Source organism: Mesorhizobium sp. M0119, assembly GCF_040322615.1.
Classification (GTDB): Bacteria; Pseudomonadota; Alphaproteobacteria; order Rhizobiales; family Rhizobiaceae; genus Mesorhizobium.
Map to the genome: position 1 here is coordinate 88,071 of NZ_JAMYTU010000006.1, position 18,828 is coordinate 106,898.

The following is an 18,828-nucleotide window of genomic DNA, read 5'->3' on the forward strand; positions in this document are numbered from 1 at the left end:
GCCGTCAATCACCTCCCTTTGCCGGATCGCGATGGCAAAGGAGGTGCCCTATGGCACGCAAATCGCTGTTAGGATGGGTGAAGACCGTAGCTTTTGCCGGCTTATTCGCGGTGGGTACGAATGCCGCAAGCGCCCAATATCAATACTGCGTTGAACATGGCGCCCTCGTCGCCCACCTGACTGAGAATTTCCAGGAAAAACAGTTTGCTCTCGGACTGATCGGTCAGGAGGCGGTCATGGAAGTTTTTGTCGCCGATAGCGGAAGCTGGACGGTCATCGTGACCGACGTCGCCGGCAGAAGCTGCATTGTCGCAGCCGGCGAAAATTGGGAAAGCGTGGAGGCCCTGCCCGGCCAAAACTCATGAGGGAGCGGGCGGCGTCAGCGCGTCGCAGCTGCCTCGGCGTGGCCGCGCAGCAGCGCCATCAGCCGCTTGGCGTCCTTGGCCGCGGCCTCTTCGTCGCCGGCGAGTATCGAGCGGATCAGCGCGACGTGGTGCTCGGCGGATTCGGCCAAGCCGGTGTCGGCCTTGTAGCGGAACCAGAAGCGGCGGCTGTGGGTTTGCAGGGGTGCCGCCAGGCGCGCGGCGAACGGGTTGTCGGCAGCCAGCGCCAGCGCCTCGTCGAGCGCCTTGTCGGCTTGGATGAAGTAAAACACATTTTCCGAAATCACCGCCTTTTGCATGGCAAGGGCAGCGTCATGGAACAGGTCGGCGGCTTCGCGGGTGACGAAGCGGGCGGCCGAGCGGGCAAGCACGACCTCGACGCCACGGCGGGCGTCGAGGACACGCACCCAGTCACCGGGGTGAAGCGGGGCAATGGCAATGCCGGCGCGCGGCCGGACCTCAAGCAGCCCCTCCCAGGCCAGCCGCTGGATCGCTTCGCGAACCGGGGTGCGGCCGAGGCCGAGCCTATCGATCAGCGCCCCCTCGGTGATAAAGCTCGCCGGCGCCAGTTCGAGCGTTACGATCATGTGCTCGAGCCTGCGGTAGGCCTTCGCAGTCGCCGGCTCGGAGCCCGGGTTGTCATATACCAATACGGCGTCTCCTGATATATTGTTGATATATCATATCAGATTCAACGTTGACAGCTGGCTTCTTAAGAAATATACGACTGATATATCAGATGGAGCGACCGACATGTGGGCCGGAGTCTTCCCCGCCGTTACGACTAAGTTCACCGAGGATGACCGCCTCGACCATGCCGAGATGGAGCGCTGCTTTGCGCTGCAGATGGAGGCCGGCTGTGACGGCATCATCGTCTGCGGGTCGCTCGGCGAAGGCCCGATGCTGTCGCATGACGAGAAGATCGACGTGCTGAAGACCGCGCAGAAGATCGCCGGCAAGAAACCGGTGCTGTTGACGGTCAACGAGGCCGGCACACGCGAGGCGGCGGCGATCGCGCGCCGCGCCGCCAAGGAAGGCGCCAACGGTTTGATGGTGGTGCCGAGCCCGATCTACCATACCAATACCGAGGAGACGGTCGCGGCACTCAGCGCCGTCGCCGCGGCCGGCGACCTGCCGGTGATGATCTACTCCAACCGGCTCGCCTACCGCGTCGACGTCACCGTCGACCAGATGGAGGAGTTGGCGAAGGACCAGCGCTTCGTCGCCATAAAAGAGTCCTCCGACGACATCCGCCGCTCGACCGAGATCATCAACCGCCTCGGCGACCGCTACGACCTGTTCACCGGCGTCGACAATCTCGCCTTCGAGGCGCTGTCGGTCGGCGCCATCGGCTGGGTGGCGGGCCTGGTCACCGCGTTCCCGCGCGAGACCGTCGCCATCTACCAGCTGATGAGACAGGGCCGCCGCGAGGAGGCGTTGAAAATCTACCGCTGGTTCCGGCCGCTGCTCGACCTCGACGTCTCGACCTATCTGGTGCAGAACATCAAGCTCGCGGAGGTCTTCGCCATCAATACCAATGACCGGGTGCGCATGCCGCGCCAGCCATTGGCGGGCGAGCGGCGCAAGGCTGTCGAAAAGATCGTCAGGGATGCGCTGGCGGTGCGGCCACAGCTGCCGACATTCTGATCCAGTCCCTTTGAGGCTATTTGCAGATGTGCAGCGCGGCGCATGGCAATGAATGATGACGCTACGCTCGATGTTGCCATCGTTGGTGGCGGCATCATCGGCATCTGCGCCGCCGCCTTTCTGGCCGAGGCGGGGCGAAACGTCACGATCTTCGATCGGACGGGGATCTGCGAGGAAACCAGCTCCGGCAATGCCGCTGCCTTTGCCTTCTCCGATGTGCTGCCGCTGGCTCACAAGGGCATGATCAGGCAGTTGCCGAAATGGCTCGCCGACCCGCTCGGCCCGCTCAGCATTCCGCCCGCCTATTTGCCGAAGCTGTTGCCCTGGCTGGTCCGCTTCTGGCGTGCCGGCCGAAGCGACCGCTATGAAGCCGGCCTTGCCGCGCAGGCCGGGATGATGAAGCTCGCCGAGGCGGAATGGATGGGCTTGCTCGACCGTTCCGGCACACGGCCGATGCTGCACGAGGACGGCTCGCTCGAACTCTATGACAGCGAGGCCGAGTTCAAGGCGTCGCTGCCCGGCTGGGCGGCAAGGCAGCGCTTCGGCATCGGCTTCAGCCATGTCGAGGGCAACGCTCTCGCCGCCTTGCAGCCCGGTCTGTCGCCGCGCTTCGTCAAGGGAACATTCGTGCCGGGGTGGAAAACCGTCGCCGACCCCAAGCTGCTTGGAAAGGCCTTATGGGCCTATGCCGAGGGGTTGGGCGCGGGGTTCGAAAAGGCCCGGATCGAGCGTGTCGAGGCGGGACAGGACGGCGCGATCCTGACCACGGCCGACGGCACGCGGCGAGGGGCGAAGCATCTCGTCATCGCTGCCGGGGCCTGGTCGCATCTGCTGGCGAGACATCTCGGCGACAGCATCCCGCTGGAGACCGAGCGTGGCTACAACACGACGTTGCCGAAGACTGCCTTCGACGTAAAGCGACAATTGATCTTCTCCGGGCATGGCTTCGTCATCACGCCGCTTGAGACGGGCCTGCGCGTCGGTGGTGCGGTCGAATTCGGCGGCCTCGAGAGGCCGCCGAATTATGCGCGCTCGAAAGCGCTGCTCGAAAAGGCGCAGAAATTCCTGCCGGGACTTGATCCGGCCAATGGCCGCGAATGGATGGGGTTCCGGCCGTCGCTGCCGGATTCGCTGCCGGTGATCGGACATTCGCAACAAACGCCGTCGGTGGTGTACGGTTTCGGCCATGGTCACCTCGGGCTGACTCAGGCTGCGGCGACCGGGCGCTTGATCCGCGAGCTCGTTCTCGGGCAGAATCCATCGCTCGATCTCGGCCCGTTCAGCCCGCAACGGTTTTGAGTTCGACGACATTCAGTTGGGAGCCGGCATGGCCAAGAATTCCTTCTTCTGCATAGACGGCCACACCTGCGGCAATCCGGTGCGGCTGGTCGCCGGCGGTGGGCCTTTACTCAAGGGCTCGACGATGATGGAGCGGCGAGCGCATTTCCTGGCCGAATATGACTGGATCCGCACCGGCCTGATGTTCGAGCCGCGCGGCCATGACGTGATGTCCGGCTCGATCCTCTATCCGCCGACGCGTGAAGATTGTGACATCGCCATCCTGTTCATCGAAACCTCGGGCTGCTTGCCGATGTGCGGCCACGGCACAATCGGCACGGTTACTTTTGCCGTCGAGCATGGGCTGATCAAGCCGAAGACGCCGGGCATGCTCAGGCTGGATACGCCGGCGGGCCTGGTCGTCGCCGAGTACAGCCAAGTCGGCGACTATGTCGAGGAGGTGCGCATCACCAATGTGCCGTCGTTCCTCTATGCCGAGGGACTGACGGTCGAATGCCCGGGGCTCGGCGAGATCAGCGTCGATGTCGCCTATGGCGGCAATTTCTACGCCATCGTCGAACCGCAAAAGAGCTATCGCGACATGGCCGATCATTCGGCCGGCGACCTGATCGCCTGGAGCCCGGTGGTGCGGCAGCGGCTCAACGAGAAATATTCCTTCGTCCACCCGGAGAATCCCGGCATCGACAAGCTGTCGCACATATTGTGGACCGGTGCGCCGACCAACCCGCAAGCCGATTCCCGCAACGCCGTATTCTACGGCGACAAGGCAATCGACCGCTCGCCCTGCGGCACCGGCACCTCGGCGCGGATGGCGCAGCTTCACGCCAAGGGCAAGCTTGGGGTAGGCGACGACTTCGTCCATGAATCGATCATCGGTTCGCTGTTCAAGGGCAGGGTGGAGAAAGAGGTCACCGTCGCTGGCAAGCCGGCAATCATTCCGTCGATCGGCGGCTGGGCACGAATGACCGGATTGAACACGATCTTCATCGACGACCGCGACCCGTTCGCGCACGGCTTTGTCGTCAAATAGAAAAACACTGACGCAAGGGAATGAAAGAGAGCGCAAGCGGATTGACGTCAACGGCGCAACGATCCCGCTCATCAACTTATTTTGACGGCGATTTCTTCGAAATGGAGCCCATGCTGCGATTGAATCGTCAAAGACATTGCGTTAGGCCAATGGTAGGGTCCGCGATAGTCCAGGGTCGGACGGGAACAAAACGGGCAATCGGACGGCATGCGGCGAAAACACGCATAACCATCGAAAAATCACGTTGCAATCCGGGCTCGAAACTTTACGACTAGGGGAAATACGAAAAGGAATGCGTCTGCATGGGCGACATTCCAGGGGAGCCACGACAGCATGCAGTATTTTGTCCAGCAGCTTATCAATGGGCTGACGCTGGGATCGATCTATGGGCTGATCGCGATCGGCTATACGATGGTCTACGGCATCATCGGCATGATCAATTTCGCCCATGGCGACATTTTCATGATCGGCGCTTTCACCGCGCTCATCGTTTTCCTTATCCTCGGTGCGTTGTTCTATTCGTTGCCGATCGTCGTTGCGCTGCTGATCATGATGATCGTCGCGATGCTGCTGACCAGCCTGTATAATTGGACGATCGAGAAGGTCGCCTACCGGCCTTTGCGCGGTTCATTCCGGCTGGCGCCGCTGATCACCGCGATTGGCATGTCGATTGCGCTGTCCAATTTCGTCCAGGTGACGCAAGGGCCGCGCAACAAGCCGGTCCCGCCAATGGTGTCCAAGGTCTACAACATCGAAGGCATCAGCGTCTCGCTGAAGCAGATCATCATCGTCCTGGTCACCATAGTCCTGCTGGCGCTGTTCTGGTACCTGGTCAACAAGACCTCGCTCGGTCGGGCGCAGCGCGCCTGCGAGCAGGACCGCAAGATGGCGGCGCTGCTTGGCATCGACGTCGACCGCACCATCTCGATCACCTTCATCATGGGCGCCGCCCTTGCCGCCGTCGCCGGCACGTTGTTCCTGATGTACTACGGTGTGGTGGTGTTTTCCGACGGCTTTACGCCCGGTGTGAAGGCATTTACTGCCGCGGTGCTCGGCGGCATCGGCTCACTGCCCGGCGCCGTGCTCGGCGGGCTGATGATTGGCTTCATCGAAAGCATGTGGTCGGCTTATTTCTCGATCGATTACAAGGACGTCGCCGCCTTCTCCATCCTGGCGATCGTGCTGATCTTCCTGCCTTCCGGCATTCTCGGCCGGCCAGAAGTCGAAAAGGTCTGAGTTCATGGCGGTCACCGTATCTCCGGAAAACACCGTCGTCGCCACCCCGGTCCAGCGCGCTTTTCGCGAAGCGCTCTATGCCGGCGCCATCTCGCTTGGCCTGTTCGTGCTGTTCATCGGCCTGAAGACCGACCAGAACATCTCCAACGAACTGATCCTGTTGCAGCGCTGGGGCTTGCTCGCGGGCGTCGTGATCACCACTATGGCCGGACGCTTCCTTTACGTCGCCTATGGCCAACCTTTCCTGGCGAACCAGAAGATCGTCGACGTCGCCACCGGCCTGCTGCCGGTCAGCCTGGCTTCGCGATTCTTCCGCCTTCCCGCGTTCATCGTGGCGGTCGCCGTCGCCGTTATTCTGCTGGCGCTCAGCGGCTTCCTGACCGAGGCCTTAGGGCCGGAACTTTCCGATTTTGTGCGATTCCTGCGGGCGCTTGCAATCATCTATGCGCTGGCCTGGCTGATTTATCGTTTCCGGGCCTTCATTCATGCTCATTTCTCGGCATTGGGCATAACCGCACTGGCGCTCTACCCGATCGTCGTGGTGTTGGTGCTGGCGCTATATGCCGGGTCCATGGCGGTCGGTTTCCAGGGTTCGCTGAAGTATGTCGACAATTTCGGCATCCAGATCCTGATCTACGTGATGCTGGCCTGGGGGTTGAATATCGTTATTGGCTTGGCCGGCCTGCTCGACCTCGGCTATGTCGCCTTCTACGCCGTCGGTGCCTATGCCTATGCGCTGCTCGGCACGCATTTCGGCCTTTCCTTCTGGATCCTGCTGCCCGCCGCCGGCCTGATGGCTGCATTCTGGGGCGTGATGCTGGGCTTCCCTGTGCTACGCCTGCGCGGTGACTATCTGGCGATCGTGACGCTCGCTTTCGGCGAGATCATAAGGCTGGTGATCATCAACTGGCGCGAAGTGACCAACGGCTCGGCCGGGATTTCCGGCATCCCGAAGGTCTCGTTCTTCGGCCTGATGTCATTCAACGTCTCCGACCCGAACTACATCTCCAAGGTGCTCGGCATCGCGCAGTCCGGCGCCTACTACAAGATCTTCCTCTACTACCTGATCCTTGGACTCTGCCTGCTGACCGCCTTCGTCACGGTGAGGCTCAGGCGCCTGCCGGTCGGCCGCGCCTGGGAAGCGCTGCGCGAGGACGAGATCGCCTGCCGCTCGCTCGGCATCAACACCACCACCACCAAGCTCACGGCCTTTGCCACGGGCGCGATGTTCGGCGGCTTCGCCGGTTCGTTCTTTGCCGCGCGGCAAGGCTTCGTCAGCCCGGAATCCTTCGTCTTCCTGGAATCGGCGATCATCCTTGCCATCGTCGTGCTTGGCGGCATGGGCTCGCTGGTCGGCATTGCCGTCGCCGCCATGGTGATGATCGGCGGCACCGAAATCCTGCGCGAACTGGATTTCCTCAAGACCGGCCTGAGTTGGGGCAACATCAAGGTCATACCCGGGTTCGGCCCCGACTTCACGCCGGAACTTTATCGCATGCTGTTGTTCGGCATGGCCATGGTCATCGTCATGCTGTGGAAGCCGCGCGGCTTCGTCGGCAGCCGCGAGCCGACGGCCTTCCTGAAGGTGCGCAGGGCGGTGTCCGGGTCCTTCACCAAGGAGGGACACGGCTGATGAACGCGAGCCCCTCCGTGAACAATGCCATCCTGCAGGTCGAGCATCTGTCGATGAAGTTCGGCGGTCTCATCGCCATCGGCGATTTGTCATTCCAGGCCAAACGTGGCGAGATCACCGCGCTGATCGGTCCCAACGGCGCCGGCAAGACCACCGTGTTCAATTGCATCACCGGTTTCTACAAGCCGTCGGAAGGCATGATCACGCTCAACCGGCGCGACGGCTCGGTCTTCCTGCTTGAACGTTTGCCGAACCATGAGATCCCGGCGCGTGCCAAGGTGGCGCGCACTTTCCAGAACATCCGGCTGTTCTCGGGCATGACGCTGCTGGAGAACCTTCTGGTCGCCCAGCACAACAAGCTGATGAAGGCGTCCGGCTATACTATTCTCGGCCTGTTCGGCTATAGCGGATACAGACAGGCTTCGGCGGAGTCGGTTGAACTGGCCGAGCACTGGCTGGAGAAGGCTGATCTCGTCGACCGCGCCGACGATCCTGCCGGCGATCTGCCATATGGCGCGCAGCGACGGCTCGAAATTGCTCGCGCCATGTGCACCGGCCCTGAGCTTCTGTGCCTCGACGAGCCGGCTGCCGGCCTTAATCCGAAGGAATCGGCGGCGCTCAATGCGCTGCTGATGGACATCAAGGACAACACCGGTACGTCGATCCTTTTGATCGAGCACGACATGGCGGTGGTTATGCAGATTTCAGACCATGTCGTCGTGCTCGAATACGGGCGCAAGATCTCCGACGGCAACCCGCAATCGGTACGCACCGACCCGCGCGTCATCGCCGCCTATCTGGGCGTTGAAGACGAGGACGTCGAGACGGTATTGACCGAAGTCGGCGACGAGGACGTCATCGAGCAATTGGATACGGGTCCGGATGCCGCGCATGGACCGGGCACATCGTCTTCCTATCTTGCCGGACCGGTGGCCGATACGGTCGGCCATAGCGAGGGCGAGCGCGTCACAGTGTCAAAGGGCGCTTCGAAGGCCGGGCAGATCGATGCAAGGTCGAGCGCTGCTGCAAAGTCCGGATCGCCGGCCAAAGCCAAATCGGCCGCGAAATCTTCCACGGCAAAGCCGGGCAAGGCTCCGGCGAAGTCGAAAACTCCCGGCACCTCTAATCGGCGTGGGGGGCGGAAATAATGGCCGGCACAACGCTGCTCGATATCAAGGGCGTCCAGACCTACTACGGCAACATCAGGGCGCTGAACGGCGTCGACGTCACCGTCAAACAGGGCGAGATCGTGGCGCTGATCGGCGCCAATGGCGCCGGCAAGTCGACACTGATGATGACCATCTTCGGTGCTCCGCGCGCTCGTGCCGGCACTATCACTTTCGCCGGCACCGATATCACCCAGATGCCGACCCACGAGATCGCGCGCATGCGTATCGCGCAGTCGCCGGAGGGCCGGCGCATCTTTCCGCGCATGACGGTGATGGAAAATCTGCAGATGGGCGCCAGCCTCGACGGTCTCAAGCATTACGACGAGGACGTCGAAAGGGTCTTCACGCTGTTCCCGCGGCTCAAGGAACGCGTCGGCCAGCGTGGCGGTACGCTTTCGGGCGGCGAGCAGCAGATGCTGTCGATCGGCCGCGCGCTGATGGCAAGGCCGAAGCTGCTCTTGCTGGATGAGCCGTCGCTAGGCCTGGCGCCGCTGATCGTCAAGCAGATCTTCGACGCCATTCGCGAGCTAAACCGCACGCAGGGACTGACCGTGTTCCTGGTCGAGCAGAACGCCTTCGGCGCACTGAAGCTCGCCACGCGCGGCTATGTCATGGTCAACGGCAATGTGACGATGAGCGGCACCGGCAAGGAACTGCTCGCCAATCCGGAAGTGCGCGCCGCCTATCTCGAGGGCGGCCATCACTGAGTTTCAGGAGTCTTCATCATGCAGGGCATTCTTTATGAGGAACCCTCGATTTGGCAGTTCTTTTTCGTCACCTGCCTGCTCGGTGGCTGGGCGGCCTGGATGACGGGCAAGGCGTGTGCCCAAACATGGCGCAGCTTCGCCCAGCTATTCGCCTATATGCTGGGGCTCGGCATCGGCGTAAGATTCATCCATCATGCGCTGTTCGGCGGAACGATGTTTTCGCTGCATTACTACGTGGTCGATACCATCGTGCTGATGATATTGGGCTTCATTGGCTACCAATACACGCGCACCAACCAGATGGTAACGCAGTATAATTGGCTTTACGAGAGAGCCTCTCTTTTGAGCTGGAAACCAAAAGGTTGACATTTATCGTTAACGGCGTTTCAGGGATGAATCGGCGTGACAAGTGCCTGAAAATCGGCAAAGTACTCTTTCTGCGAGCAAGAGTGGGCATCGCATGAAAGCAACATCCACGCCCACTCGGTAAATGGGAGCGTTTCAATGAAAAAGTCACTTTTGTCCGCCGTCGCCCTGGCCGCGCTTGTCGCGTTCAGCGGCAACGCGTGGGCTGACATCCTGATCGGCGTTGCCGGTCCGATCACCGGTCCGAACGCAGCGTTCGGTGCCCAGCTTCAGAAGGGTGCCGAACAGGCAGTCGCCGATATCAATGCGGCGGGCGGCGTTCTTGGCCAGCAGCTCAAGCTTGAAGTCGGCGACGACGTCTCCGATCCCAAGCAAGGCATCTCGGTCGCCAACAAGTTCGTCGCCGACGGCGTCAAGTACGTCGATGGCCACTTCAACTCCGGCGTCTCGATCCCGGCATCGGAAGTCTACGCCGAGAACGGCATGCTTGAGATCACGCCGGCCGCGACCAATCCGAAGTTCACCGAACGTGGCATGTGGAACACCTTCCGCACCTGCGGACGCGACGATCAGCAGGGCAAGGTCGCTGGCGACTATCTCGCCGCGAACTTCAAGGATGCCAAGATCGCTGTCATCCATGACAAGACGCCTTATGGCCAGGGCCTCGCCGACGAAACCAAGAAGGCGCTCGCAGCCAACGGCGTGACTGAGGCCATGTATGAAGGCATCAATGTCGGCGACAAGGATTTCTCGGCCCTCATCGCCAAGATGAAGGACGCGGGCGTCTCGGTCGTCTACTATGGCGGCCTGCACACCGAAGCCGGCCTGATCATACGCCAGCTCGCTGACCAGGGCCTCAAGGCAACCTTCATGTCCGGCGACGGCATCGTGTCGAACGAATTGGCCTCCATCGCCGGCGACGCCGTCGAGGGCACGCTGATGACGTTCGCTCCGGATCCGCGCAAGAATCCGAACGCCAAGGAGCTCGTCGAGAAGTTCCGTGCGGCCGGCTTCGAGCCTGAAGCCTATACCCTCTACTCCTACGCAGCGATGGAAATCATCGCGGCCGCCATCACCAAGGCCGGTTCAGCCGATGACGCTCAGAAGGTAGCCGAGACCATCAAGTCGGCCGGCCCCTGGAAGACCGCGATCGGCGAGATCGGCTACGACGCAAAGGGCGATATCACCCGTCCGGACTACGTCATGTACACCTGGAAGAAGGGTGACGACGGCAAGTACACCTATGTTGAGAACGCACCCGGCAAATAACCGGACGTTGCTACATGAAAATGCCCGGCGCCTCGCGCCGGGCATTTTTCATGAGGGTTTCCCGAACGCCTGGATCGGAACTGCCCAGGCGTTCTCCGGATCGACACGCAATGCGTCGACGTGATAGATCAAACTAAATCGATTTAATCCTCTTTTCGATTTTGTTTGCACTGCAACATTTTCGCGTTAATCATGTCGTCAGTTTCCTTACCCTCCGCGTCCGGAGCCTTGTCCTTGGCAATCTCGAAAATCCTTGTCGCCAACCGCTCCGAAATTGCCATCCGCGTCTTCCGCGCGGCCAATGAACTCGGCCTCAAAACCGTGGCGATCTGGGCGGAGGAAGACAAATACTCGCTGCATCGCTTCAAGGCCGACGAAAGCTACCAGGTCGGCCGTGGGCCGCACCTGACCAGGGATATGGGGCCGATCGAAAGCTATCTGTCGATCGAGGAGGTTATCCGCGTCGCCAGGCTTTCGGGCGCTGATGCCATCCATCCGGGTTACGGGCTGCTGTCGGAGAGCCCGGAATTCGCCGAGGCCTGTGCCAAGGCCGGCATCATCTTCATCGGACCAAAGCCCGATACGATGCGCCGGCTGGGCAACAAGGTCGCCGCGCGCAATCTGGCGATCGAAGTCGGCGTGCCTGTAATTCCCGCTACCGATCCCTTGCCGGACGACATGGCGGCGGTAAAGGAACTCGCCAAGACGATCGGCTACCCGGTGATGCTCAAGGCGTCGTGGGGCGGCGGCGGCCGCGGCATGCGCGCCATCCGCTCCGAGGCGGATCTCGCCCGCGAGGTGATGGAAGGCAAGCGTGAGGCGAAGGCGGCTTTCGGCAAGGACGAGGTCTATCTCGAAAAGCTGATCGAGCGCGCCCGCCATGTCGAGGTGCAGGTGCTGGGCGACCGCCAAGGCAACGCCGTGCACCTGTTCGAACGCGATTGTTCGATCCAGCGCCGCAACCAGAAAGTGGTCGAGCGGGCGCCGGCGCCGTATCTTGAAATGCCACAGCGCGAGGAGCTTTGCGGCTACGCGCTGAGGATCGCGCGCGAAACCAGCTATATCGGCGCCGGCACGGTCGAGTTCTTGCAGGATGCCGATACCGGAAAATTCTATTTCATCGAGGTCAATCCGCGTATCCAGGTCGAGCACACCGTCACCGAACAGGTGACCGGCATCGACATCGTCAAGGCGCAGATCCATATCCTCGACGGCTTTGCCATCGGCACGGCGGAATCGGGCGTTCCGGCGCAGAAGGACATCAGGCTCAACGGTCACGCCCTGCAGTGCCGCATCACCACTGAAGACCCCGAGCATAATTTCATCCCCGATTATGGCCGCATCACCGCCTATCGCGGCGCCACCGGCTTCGGTATCCGCCTTGATGGCGGCACCGCCTATTCGGGCGCGGTCATCACCCGCTTCTACGATCCGCTGTTGGAAAAAGTGACGGCGTGGGCGCCGACGCCGGCCGAGACCATCGCCCGCATGAACCGGGCGCTGCGCGAATTCCGCATCCGCGGCGTGGCGACCAATCTCACCTTCCTCGAGGCGATCATCAATCACCCGAGCTTCGCCGACAATTCCTACACCACCAAGTTCATCGACACGACGCCGGAACTGTTCGCCAGTGTGAAGCGGCAGGACCGCGCGACCAAGCTGCTCAACTATCTTGCCGACGTTTCGGTCAATGGTCATCCCGAGACGCGCGGCCGCCCGCAGCCAAAGGCCGATGCGGCGCCACCAGTGGTGCCATATCTCAACGGCAATGTGCCTCAAGGCAGCAAGCAGAAGCTCGACGTGCTCGGGCCGGAGAAATTCGCCGCGTGGATGCGCGAGCAAAAAGAGGTGCTGGTCACCGACACGACAATGCGCGACGGGCATCAATCTTTGCTCGCGACGCGTGTGCGCACCTATGACATCGCCGGAATTGCCGGCACCTATGCGCGCGCTCTGCCGCAGCTTTTGTCGCTCGAATGCTGGGGCGGCGCCACATTCGACGTCGCCATGCGCTTTCTCACCGAAGACCCATGGGAGCGGCTGTCGCTGGTGCGCGAGGCAGCATCCAACCTTCTGCTGCAGATGCTCCTGCGCGGTGCCAACGGCGTTGGCTATACCAATTATCCCGACAACGTCGTCCAGCATTTCGTCCGCCAGGCCGCTGCCGGCGGCATCGACCTGTTCCGGGTCTTCGACTGCCTGAACTGGGTCGAGAACATGCGCGTCGCCATGGATGCGGTCGGCGCCGAGGGCAGACTGATCGAAGCGGCGATCTGCTATACCGGCGACATACTCGATCCGGCGCGGGCGAAATACGATCTGAAATATTATGTCGGCCTGGCCAGGGAATTGCAGGCGGCAGGCGCCCATATCATCGCCGTCAAGGATATGGCCGGGCTTTTGAAACCGGCGGCGGCCCGCGTCCTGTTCAAGGCACTGCGCGAGGCAACGGACCTGCCGATCCACTTCCACACCCACGACACATCCGGCCTGTCGGCGGCAACCGTGCTGGCGGCAGTGGAGAGCGGCGTCGACGCCATCGACGCGGCGATGGATTCGCTATCGGGCAACACCTCGCAGCCGTGCCTGGGTTCGATCGTCGAGGCGCTGAAAGGCACCGAGCGCGATCCGGGCCTCGACCCGCAATGGATCAGGAACATCTCGTTCTACTGGGAGGCGGTGCGCAACCAATACGCCGCCTTTGAAAGCGACCTGAAGGGGCCGGCATCGGAGGTCTATCTGCACGAAATGCCGGGCGGGCAGTTCACCAACCTCAAGGAACAGGCGCGCTCGCTCGGGCTGGAGACACGCTGGCACGAAGTGGCGCAGACCTATCACGACGTCAATCTGATGTTCGGCGACATCGTCAAGGTGACGCCGTCATCCAAGGTCGTCGGCGACATGGCGCTGATGATGGTGAGCCAGGACCTGACCGTCGCCGATGTCGAGAATCCGGCGAGGGACATCGCCTTCCCGGATTCGGTGGTGTCGATGTTGCGCGGCGATCTCGGCCAGTCGCCGGGCGGCTGGCCAAAGCCATTGCAGAAGAAGGTGCTGAAGGGCGAAAAGCCGATCACGGTGCGGCCGGGTTCGCTGCTCAAGCCGGCGGATCTCAAGGCCAGCCGCACGGAGGTCGAGGAAAAGCTCGAGCGCAAGCTCAGTGAGTTCGAGTTCGCGTCGTGGCTGATGTATCCGAAGGTGTTTTCCGATTTTGCCGCCGCGCAGGAGACCTACGGGCCGGTCAGCGTACTGCCGACGCCGACCTATTTCTACGGCATGAAGCCGGAAGACGAGATTTTCGTCGACATCGAAAAAGGCAAGACGCTGGTGGTGCGCTGCCTTGCCCTGGGCGATGTCGACGAAAAGGGCATGGTCACCGTGTTCTTCGAGCTCAACGGCCAGCCGCGCCGCGTGAAGGTGCCGGACCGGGCGCATGGCGTGTCCGCCGCCAAAGCGCGGCGCAAGGCGGAGCCGGGCAATGAGGCGCATGTCGGCGCGCCGATGCCTGGCGTCGTCTCGGCGCTTGCGGTCGCTGCCGGCCAGGCGGTGAAGGCCGGCGACGTGCTGCTGTCGATCGAAGCAATGAAGATGGAAACGGCGTTGCATGCCGAACGCGACGGCACCATAGCCGAAGTGCTGGTCAAGGCCGGCGACCAGATCGATGCCAAGGATCTGCTGATCGCGTTCGGGTGAAATAGGCCGGCATCAGACAGCCTTGTCGGCGCCTGGCAGCAGCCCTTCATGCCGCATCGATAGCACCTTGACCCGCCGCGCCCGGTCGGGCATCGAACCGCTGCAATTCGCCGCTCGGGTCACCCCGAGTCGCGGCGAGAAACGACGCGGAGAGAAGACTATGGCCGACGACATCACCGAGACCAGCCAGACTGTTGCCGCCGGCCAGCTGCGCGCCTTCATCGAACGCATCGAGCGGCTCGAGGAAGAGAAGAAGACGATTGCCGACGACATCAAGGAAGTGTTCGCAGAGGCCAAGGGCACCGGCTTCGACACCAAGGCGATGCGGTCGATCATCCGGCTGCGCAAGAAGGACCAGGCCGAGCGGCAGGAAGAGGAATCCATTCTCGATCTGTACAAGGCCGCGCTTGGAATGGTGTAGGCCGGTAACAGCCTTGGGCACCGGTTGCAGCGCCCCTCGACGGTTCGAACATGAGCGAATTCGATTTTGGCGCCCGCCGCGCCTCTGAATTCCGCCAACGCAGCTTCTGGACGCTGTTCGCGGAACGGCATCCGGATGAAAGGGCTCTGCTGGCGAGGCGCGGACCGTGGTTCTGGCAGCGTGGGCTGCCCGACTTCGCATTGGTCCTTTCCATGTATGTCGCGCCTGCGCACAATCATGTCGGCGTCTTCTTCGGCCGCAACGAGAAGTTCGGTGCCACGCAAGCCTGGTCGCGGTTGAAGCCGTTCCAGCCGGCCATCGAAGACAGGCTGAAGCTCAGGCCAGAACAAAGTTGCGACGGCCTCGGGATCAATTCGATGTGGCGGGTGAATTGTTTTGCCGAGGACAATTGGCCGGCGATGACCGATTGGCTGGTGACGGAAGCCTCGCGTTTCGAGCGCGCGATTGCCGAAGTTCTGGGTCAGGAATAAAGCTGGGTTCCAGACGCAATCCTTGTGGAAGGGTTGCTCTGGTGAGCAGAGCGAGGGAGCCGGTTGATCGATGACGATCATGTCGCGCGTTGCCGCCTTTTTCCGCTCACGCTGGCTCGGCAGCGTGTCGCTCGATCGGCTGTTCTGGCGCGACCTGGTCGTTGTCGGCACAGCCATCAACATCGCGTCGTCGGTGGCGGCACTCATTCTGCTCGGGCTGAAGCTGCCGCTTGCGCTCGTCCTGGCGGTGCATTTCGCGCCGGTGCCCTACAATATCTTCCTGACCTTTGCCGTTTGGCGAACTGCCGGAAAATCAACTGGCGCCAAGGCCGCGCTGATGACGCTTGGCGCCACGTTGTGGCTGATCCTGGTGGTCGTGGCCTGACGATCAGGCGGCCGGCTCGAATTTGAGCGCCACGCCGTTGATGCAGTAGCGCACGCCGGTCGGCGGCGGGCCGTCGTCGAAGACATGGCCGAGATGGCTGCCGCAGCGGGCGCAATGGCACTCGGTGCGGACCATGCCGTAGCTGCGGTCGACGGTGGTCTCGACCGAGCCCGGCACGGGATCGTTGAAGCTCGGCCAGCCGGTGCCGCTCTCGAATTTCAGCTTGGATTCAAACAAGGGCTGGTCGCAGCCGACGCAGGAGAAGGTGCCGGCGCGCTTCTCGTGCAGCAGGGCGCAGCTTCCCGGCCGCTCGGTGCCGTGGTTGCGCATCACCGCATATTGCTCAGGCGTCAGCCGGGCGCGCCATTCGGCGTCGGTGCGGGTAACGGGGTAGGTGTGGCTGTCCATTTTTTTCCTCTTAGCTTATGTCGCTATTTGGGTTGCCTTCCCAACTTCGCCTGAAATAGGCATTTGTTACGGCGTTTGCCCGTATTTCCAACCCTGTTGCAAAGAATTCCTCAGGCGATGGCCGCGAGATAGCGCGCAACCGATGCTGAAAATGCCGCCTTTGCATCTCCGATGACGTTCTGGTTCCACCACGCGCCGTAGATATGGTCGAACGCGAAAGGCTCCAGCGCAGCCTTGATGCCGAGCACTTTCATCGCGTTGAGCGGGATGTAGTTCGGATAGCTGTACATGAAGCTGACATGACGGCGGGTCGGCGTCACCTGCAGGATGTCGCCGGCCAGGATGGCATTGCCGTCATCGCGCTTCCAGTGCAGCACCTGGCCACCGGCAAAGTGGCCGCCGCAGCGGATGAGCGCCAGCGACGGGTTTATGGCGCGCGTCTCGCCTTCCCAGCTGATGATCGCCGGATGCGGCCGCATTATCCACTGACGATCATCGGCGTGCAGATAAATCGGCACGCCGCCAAACGCCTCGCTCCACTCGACCATTGCCGAATAATAATGGCAGTGCGAAATGGCGATGGCGGCCAGGCCGCCCCGGCGGTTGACCTCGGCCACCGCCTCGTCGCTGACCATCGAGATGCAGTCCCACAGCACGTTGCCGTGCGGCGTTTGCGCCAGCAATGCCCGCTGGCCGATGGCGAAGCGCGGCTCGATGCCGAAGGCGAGCACGCCTGCATCATCCTTGATCACGACCCGATGCCCGCCGGCGAGCTCTTCCGGCGTGATCCAGGCCTGGCCCTCCCAGCGCACATATTGCCGCTGGTCCTCGCAGATCGGGCAATGTCGCGGCGGCGTCGCTGTCGCCGCGAACTGGACACCGCATTGCAGGCAAAGGAAACAGGTCGACCCTCCTGTTTTGCGTGGATCCATTCAGTGTTTCCTTGAAAGTTGCTTCGTCGCGGCTTCGAGGCCGGCGAGCGTCAGCGGAAACATGCGGCCGCCAAAGATATCGCGAATCATGGCAATCGAATGGGTATACCCCCAGTTCTTCGCGTCTTCCGGATTGAGCCAAATGGCGTGCGGCCATTGCTGCAGCAACCGGCCGAGCCAGACGGCGCCGGCCTCCTTGTTCCAGTGCTCGACCGAGCCGCCGGGTTGGGCGATCTCATAGGGGCTCATCGAGGCGTCGCCGACGACGATCACCTTGTAGTCGAGGCCATATTTATGCAGGAGATCGGACGTCGGAACCACCTCGGCATGGCGGCGGCGATTGTCCCTCCACACACCTTCGTAGAGGCAGTTGTGGAAGTAGAAATACTCGAGCTGGCGGAACTCGGCGCGGGCGGCCGAAAACAGCTCCTCGACACTCCTGATATGGTCGTCCATCGAGCCGCCGACATCGTAGAACATCAGCAGCTTGACTGCGTTGCGACGTTCGGGTTGTGTCTTAACGTCAAGATAACCGTGCTCGGCGGTGGCGTGGATGGTGCCGGGCAGGTCGAATTCCTCGTCCACGCCTTCGCGCACCCAGCGGCGCAGGCGCTTCAGCGCGACCTTGATGTTGCGGGTGCCGAGTTCGACGGCATCGTCGAAATTCCTGAATTCGCGCTTGTCCCAGACTTTTACCGCGCGGCGGTGGCGGCTTTCGTGCTGGCCGATGCGCACGCCTTCGGGATTGTAGCCATAGGCACCGAAGGGCGAGGTGCCGCCGGTGCCGATCCATTTCGAACCGCCCTGATGCCTGCCCTTTTGCTCTTCCAACCGCTTCTTCAGCGTCTCCATCAGCTTTTCGAAGCCGCCCAGCGCCTCGACCAGTTTTTTCTCCTCGTCGGACAGGTGCTTTTCAGCGAGCCTCCGCAGCCATTCCTCGGGGATGTTTGCGACATCGACCGCGTTTTCGCCGGCCAGCGCCTCGACACCCCTAAAGATGTGCGAAAAGACCTGGTCGAAGCGGTCGATGTGTCGCTCGTCCTTCACCAGAGCGGCGCGGGCGAGATAGTAAAAGCCCTCGACATCATAGTCGACCAGCCCGGCCTCCAGCCCCTCCAGCAGCGACAGATATTCGCGGAGCGAGACCGGAACCCGCGCTGCCTTCAGTTCGAGGAAGAAGGGGATGAACATCTCACCGTCTACAGCAGATCATATTCGATGAAGCCGGTCCTGCGCGCCACGTGGTCGTAGAGGTTGCGTGCGGTGGTGTTGGTCTCGTGCGTCATCCAGTAGACATTCTTGACGCCGATCTTGCCGGCTTCCTGCTTGACCGCTTCGATCAGGGCGGCGCCGACGCCCTTGCCGCGCACATCGGGGTCGGCGAACAGGTCCTGCAGGTAACAGTTGTTTATCTCCGACCAGCAGGAGCGATGGTAGAGATAGTGCGTCAGGCCGACGGCCTTGCTGTCGAGGGTGGCGATGAAACCCTTTGGCTCGAACTCGCCCGCCGTGAACAGCCGCTTCCAGGTGACGGCGTAAACCTCTTCCGGCAGCTTGGTTTCGTAGAAGGTGAGATAGGCGGTCCACAGACGTCGCCAGTCGGTATGGTCGGATTGCGCCAATGGGCGGACGGTGATCTCGGTCATTTCGTTTCCCTCTGAACTCGGCAACACGAAGCTGCCTTCACGCCTCACTGGCGGCAACGGTCCAGCGACGGGAAAGCGCTGTCCGGCGGCTTTCGGCGGCTTCCGACTGACCG

The 18,828-nt window shown here is 62.0% G+C and carries 19 protein-coding genes; 14 read left to right on the plus strand and 5 right to left on the minus strand.

Going from position 1 to position 18,828, the window contains the following annotated elements; all coding sequences use genetic code 11:
• Positions 1–50 precede the first annotated feature (50 nt).
• Positions 51–365 (plus strand): hypothetical protein, encoded by a 315-nt coding sequence (locus NKJ40_RS08240; protein ID WP_352465658.1) that lies wholly within the window; start codon positions 51–53, stop codon positions 363–365.
• Positions 366–379: 14 nt separating this feature from the next.
• Here NKJ40_RS08240 and NKJ40_RS08245 read toward each other — a convergent pair whose 3' ends face one another.
• Positions 380–1,033, minus strand: coding sequence for a GntR family transcriptional regulator (locus NKJ40_RS08245; RefSeq protein WP_352465659.1), 654 nt, complete (start codon positions 1,031–1,033; stop codon positions 380–382).
• Between the two features lie 103 nt (positions 1,034–1,136).
• On the opposite strand from NKJ40_RS08245, the gene NKJ40_RS08250 reads away from it, so the two are divergent.
• The 13 genes from NKJ40_RS08250 (at position 1,137) to NKJ40_RS08310 (ending at position 15,729) form a co-directional block, all read left to right on the plus strand.
• The gene (locus NKJ40_RS08250; protein WP_352465660.1) at positions 1,137–2,030 is read left to right on the plus strand and encodes a dihydrodipicolinate synthase family protein; all 894 of its coding nucleotides are present in this window, start codon (positions 1,137–1,139) and stop codon (positions 2,028–2,030) included.
• A 48-nt stretch (positions 2,031–2,078) separates the two neighbouring features.
• Positions 2,079–3,329 carry an NAD(P)/FAD-dependent oxidoreductase gene (locus NKJ40_RS08255; RefSeq protein WP_352465661.1) on the plus strand — a complete coding sequence of 417 codons (1,251 nt, stop codon included), beginning with the start codon at positions 2,079–2,081 and terminating at the stop codon, positions 3,327–3,329.
• 28 nt (positions 3,330–3,357) lie between these two features.
• Positions 3,358–4,359, plus strand: a complete 1,002-nt coding sequence (locus NKJ40_RS08260; RefSeq protein ID WP_352465662.1) for a 4-hydroxyproline epimerase — start codon at positions 3,358–3,360, stop codon at positions 4,357–4,359.
• Between the two features lie 333 nt (positions 4,360–4,692).
• The gene (locus NKJ40_RS08265) at positions 4,693–5,595 is read left to right on the plus strand and encodes a branched-chain amino acid ABC transporter permease (RefSeq protein WP_023678052.1); all 903 of its coding nucleotides are present in this window, start codon (positions 4,693–4,695) and stop codon (positions 5,593–5,595) included.
• Between the two features lie 4 nt (positions 5,596–5,599).
• On the plus strand, positions 5,600–7,228 hold the full coding sequence (gene livM, locus NKJ40_RS08270; protein ID WP_352465663.1) for a high-affinity branched-chain amino acid ABC transporter permease LivM: 1,629 nt from the start codon (positions 5,600–5,602) through the stop codon (positions 7,226–7,228).
• A complete protein-coding gene (locus NKJ40_RS08275; protein WP_352465664.1) occupies positions 7,228–8,376 on the plus strand; it encodes an ABC transporter ATP-binding protein in 1,149 nt (382 codons plus the stop codon). Before livM ends, NKJ40_RS08275 begins: the two co-directional genes overlap by 1 nt.
• A complete protein-coding gene (locus tag NKJ40_RS08280) occupies positions 8,376–9,104 on the plus strand; it encodes an ABC transporter ATP-binding protein (RefSeq protein ID WP_254816420.1) in 729 nt (242 codons plus the stop codon). Before NKJ40_RS08275 ends, NKJ40_RS08280 begins: the two co-directional genes overlap by 1 nt.
• Positions 9,105–9,122: 18 nt before the next feature.
• Complete coding sequence (locus NKJ40_RS08285) at positions 9,123–9,470, plus strand: DUF6867 family protein (RefSeq protein WP_254816421.1); 348 nt, start codon at positions 9,123–9,125, stop codon at positions 9,468–9,470.
• 138 nt (positions 9,471–9,608) lie between these two features.
• Complete coding sequence (locus NKJ40_RS08290; RefSeq protein WP_352465665.1) at positions 9,609–10,739, plus strand: branched-chain amino acid ABC transporter substrate-binding protein; 1,131 nt, start codon at positions 9,609–9,611, stop codon at positions 10,737–10,739.
• A 234-nt stretch (positions 10,740–10,973) separates the two neighbouring features.
• A complete protein-coding gene (pyc, locus tag NKJ40_RS08295) occupies positions 10,974–14,432 on the plus strand; it encodes a pyruvate carboxylase (protein ID WP_352465666.1) in 3,459 nt (1,152 codons plus the stop codon).
• 160 nt (positions 14,433–14,592) lie between these two features.
• Positions 14,593–14,853, plus strand: a complete 261-nt coding sequence (locus NKJ40_RS08300) for a DUF2312 domain-containing protein (RefSeq protein ID WP_023719653.1) — start codon at positions 14,593–14,595, stop codon at positions 14,851–14,853.
• Positions 14,854–14,903: 50 nt separating this feature from the next.
• Positions 14,904–15,344: a hypothetical protein gene (locus tag NKJ40_RS08305; protein WP_292658543.1), complete on the plus strand. Its 441-nt coding sequence runs from the start codon at positions 14,904–14,906 to the stop codon at positions 15,342–15,344.
• Positions 15,345–15,414: 70 nt separating this feature from the next.
• Complete coding sequence (locus tag NKJ40_RS08310) at positions 15,415–15,729, plus strand: hypothetical protein (protein ID WP_352465667.1); 315 nt, start codon at positions 15,415–15,417, stop codon at positions 15,727–15,729.
• A 3-nt stretch (positions 15,730–15,732) separates the two neighbouring features.
• Here the strand turns inward: NKJ40_RS08310 and msrB are convergent, their stop codons facing one another.
• The 4 genes from msrB to NKJ40_RS08330 all read right to left on the minus strand — a co-directional run bounded on the left by msrB (position 15,733) and on the right by NKJ40_RS08330 (position 18,715).
• The gene (msrB, locus tag NKJ40_RS08315) at positions 15,733–16,137 is read right to left on the minus strand and encodes a peptide-methionine (R)-S-oxide reductase MsrB (protein ID WP_352465668.1); all 405 of its coding nucleotides are present in this window, start codon (positions 16,135–16,137) and stop codon (positions 15,733–15,735) included.
• A gap of 110 nt (positions 16,138–16,247) precedes the next feature.
• Positions 16,248–17,069 (minus strand): MBL fold metallo-hydrolase, encoded by an 822-nt coding sequence (locus NKJ40_RS08320; protein ID WP_352465669.1) that lies wholly within the window; start codon positions 17,067–17,069, stop codon positions 16,248–16,250.
• A complete protein-coding gene (locus tag NKJ40_RS08325) occupies positions 17,070–18,260 on the minus strand; it encodes a vWA domain-containing protein (protein ID WP_352465670.1) in 1,191 nt (396 codons plus the stop codon).
• 8 nt (positions 18,261–18,268) lie between these two features.
• Positions 18,269–18,715, minus strand: a complete 447-nt coding sequence (locus tag NKJ40_RS08330; protein WP_352465671.1) for a GNAT family N-acetyltransferase — start codon at positions 18,713–18,715, stop codon at positions 18,269–18,271.
• Positions 18,716–18,828: the final 113 nt, after the last annotated feature.

Coding starts and splice junctions, on each gene's coding strand:
- NKJ40_RS08240 (WP_352465658.1), top strand. CDS start 51: ATGGCACGCAAATCGCTGTTAGGATGGGTGAAGACCGTAGCTTTTGCC.
- NKJ40_RS08250 (WP_352465660.1), top strand. CDS start 1,137: ATGTGGGCCGGAGTCTTCCCCGCCGTTACGACTAAGTTCACCGAGGAT.
- NKJ40_RS08255 (WP_352465661.1), top strand. CDS start 2,079: ATGAATGATGACGCTACGCTCGATGTTGCCATCGTTGGTGGCGGCATC.
- NKJ40_RS08260 (WP_352465662.1), top strand. CDS start 3,358: ATGGCCAAGAATTCCTTCTTCTGCATAGACGGCCACACCTGCGGCAAT.
- NKJ40_RS08265 (WP_023678052.1), top strand. CDS start 4,693: ATGCAGTATTTTGTCCAGCAGCTTATCAATGGGCTGACGCTGGGATCG.
- livM (WP_352465663.1), top strand. CDS start 5,600: ATGGCGGTCACCGTATCTCCGGAAAACACCGTCGTCGCCACCCCGGTC.
- NKJ40_RS08275 (WP_352465664.1), top strand. CDS start 7,228: ATGAACGCGAGCCCCTCCGTGAACAATGCCATCCTGCAGGTCGAGCAT.
- NKJ40_RS08280 (WP_254816420.1), top strand. CDS start 8,376: ATGGCCGGCACAACGCTGCTCGATATCAAGGGCGTCCAGACCTACTAC.
- NKJ40_RS08285 (WP_254816421.1), top strand. CDS start 9,123: ATGCAGGGCATTCTTTATGAGGAACCCTCGATTTGGCAGTTCTTTTTC.
- NKJ40_RS08290 (WP_352465665.1), top strand. CDS start 9,609: ATGAAAAAGTCACTTTTGTCCGCCGTCGCCCTGGCCGCGCTTGTCGCG.
- NKJ40_RS08300 (WP_023719653.1), top strand. CDS start 14,593: ATGGCCGACGACATCACCGAGACCAGCCAGACTGTTGCCGCCGGCCAG.
- NKJ40_RS08305 (WP_292658543.1), top strand. CDS start 14,904: ATGAGCGAATTCGATTTTGGCGCCCGCCGCGCCTCTGAATTCCGCCAA.
- NKJ40_RS08310 (WP_352465667.1), top strand. CDS start 15,415: ATGACGATCATGTCGCGCGTTGCCGCCTTTTTCCGCTCACGCTGGCTC.
- msrB (WP_352465668.1), bottom strand. CDS start 16,137: ATGGACAGCCACACCTACCCCGTTACCCGCACCGACGCCGAATGGCGC.
- NKJ40_RS08320 (WP_352465669.1), bottom strand. CDS start 17,069: ATGGATCCACGCAAAACAGGAGGGTCGACCTGTTTCCTTTGCCTGCAA.
- NKJ40_RS08325 (WP_352465670.1), bottom strand. CDS start 18,260: ATGTTCATCCCCTTCTTCCTCGAACTGAAGGCAGCGCGGGTTCCGGTC.
- NKJ40_RS08330 (WP_352465671.1), bottom strand. CDS start 18,715: ATGACCGAGATCACCGTCCGCCCATTGGCGCAATCCGACCATACCGAC.